This is a genomic window from Blautia sp. DFI.6.71 (genome assembly GCF_020593585.1).
Taxonomy (GTDB): domain Bacteria; phylum Bacillota; class Clostridia; order Lachnospirales; family Lachnospiraceae; genus Blautia_A; species Blautia_A wexlerae.
Genome location: NZ_JAJDMJ010000121.1, coordinates 1 through 1,662, shown reverse-complemented (window position 1 = coordinate 1,662; position 1,662 = coordinate 1). Strand labels below are relative to the sequence as shown.

At 41.0% G+C, this 1,662-nt stretch carries 3 protein-coding genes; all 3 read left to right on the top strand.

What is annotated here, in order from left to right:
- The first annotated feature begins 60 nt into the window (after positions 1–60).
- Genes tnpA through LJE12_RS19480 form a run of 3 tightly spaced genes read left to right on the top strand, consistent with a single transcriptional unit; the run spans position 61 to position 1,567 of the window.
- A complete protein-coding gene (gene tnpA, locus LJE12_RS19485) occupies positions 61–468 on the top strand; it encodes an IS200/IS605 family transposase (protein ID WP_008707451.1) in 408 nt (135 codons plus the stop codon).
- Positions 465–650 carry a helix-turn-helix domain-containing protein gene (locus tag LJE12_RS20365; RefSeq protein WP_008707453.1) on the top strand — a complete coding sequence of 62 codons (186 nt, stop codon included), beginning with the start codon at positions 465–467 and terminating at the stop codon, positions 648–650. Before tnpA ends, LJE12_RS20365 begins: the two co-directional genes overlap by 4 nt.
- Positions 623–1,567 (top strand): RNA-guided endonuclease TnpB family protein, encoded by a 945-nt coding sequence (locus tag LJE12_RS19480; RefSeq protein WP_008707455.1) that lies wholly within the window; start codon positions 623–625, stop codon positions 1,565–1,567. Before LJE12_RS20365 ends, LJE12_RS19480 begins: the two co-directional genes overlap by 28 nt.
- Positions 1,568–1,662: the final 95 nt, after the last annotated feature.

Below are 1,662 nucleotides of genomic sequence, written 5' to 3'. Positions count from 1 at the left end.
GCGATTCATGGTATAATAGAATCAGTCGATAAGGTAAAAGATCAAAAAAGGACTGTTTTTATGGAAAAAATAGATCACAATGCACATTCAGTATATTTGATGTATTATCATCTGATCATGGTGGTAAAATATCGAAGAAAAGTTATCAATGACCCAATTTCAGAAAGAGCAAAAGAAATATGGGAATATATTGCACCCCGATATGGAATTGTTTTGGAGGAATGGAATCATGATATTGACCATGTGCATGTAATGTTTCGTGCACAGCCTAAAACGGAACTCAGTAAATTTATCAATGCATATAAAAGTGCCAGCAGCAGGCTGCTGAAAAAAGAGTATCCGGAAATCCGGGAAAAACTTTGGAAAGAAGCATTCTGGAGTCAGAGTTTCTGCCTTTTGACGGCAGGAGGCGCACCAGTTGAAGTGATCCGTCAATACATCGAAACCCAGGGAGAGAAAAAGCATTGAACATAGCATATCGTTTCCGGATCTATCCAACAGAAGAACAGAAGATACTTCTGGGAAAAACATTTGGCTGCTGCCGTTTTCTGTATAACCAGATGCTTAATGACAAGATCCGGGAGTATAAAAAGACGAAAAAACTGTTAAAAATACACCAGCCATGTATAAAAAGGAGTATTCATTTCTGAAAGAAGTAGATTCGCTGGCACTGGCAAATGTTCAGCTTCATCTGGAGAAAGCATATAAGAATTTTTTCCGTGATCCCAAGGTTGGATTTCCACGTTTCAAGTCAAAACATCACTCCAAAAACAGCTACACAACAAATGTAGTCAACGGAAATATTCTGGTAGAAGATAAGCGGATCCGGCTTCCCAAATTAAAATGGATCTCCATGAAAAAACACAGGGAGCCTGCAGAAAACTGCTGTCTGAAATCAGTGACAGTCAGTATGGAGCCGTCCGGAAAGTATTTTGCAAGTCTGCTGTATGAAGGATACAGCTGCGAAAACCAAGCAGCAGATGAAGATTACAGCAATGCCAAAATACTGGGGATTGATTATGCGATGCAGGGGATGGCAGTGTTTTCAGAAGAGATTGAACTTGAAAAAGCAGGATTCTTCAGAAGAAATGAAAAAAGGCTGGCAAGGGAGCAGCGTAAACTGTCGAGATGTGTAAAAGAAAGCCGCAATTATGTGCGGCAGAAAAAGAAAGTTGCCAGGTGCCATGAAAAAATACGAAACCAGAGAAAGGATTATCTGCATAAATTGAGCCGCAGGATTACAGACCAGTACGATATAGTCGCGGTAGAAGATATTGATATGAAAGCAATGGGCCAGTGCCTGCATTTTGGAAAAAGTGTACAGGATAATGGATACGGGATGTTCCGGAATATGCTGGATTATAAGCTTGCCTGGAAGGGAAAGAAATTAGTAAAGATAGACCGCTTTTTCCCTTCAAGCAAAAAATGCAGTAAATGCGGAAAGATAAAAAAAGAGCTGGGATTATCCGAAAGAGTATACCGCTGCACGTGTGGAAATGAGATGGACAGAGATCGAAATGCAGCGATCAATATCCGTGAAGAGGCAAGAAGGATGCTGGCAGTATAAACTGTCCATATCCGGACAATAAGTAAGAAAATGCGCCCGTGTCCGGGCAAAAAGAATCGCGGGGCACGCGAGGATAGCTTGTAGATACTTGGCTC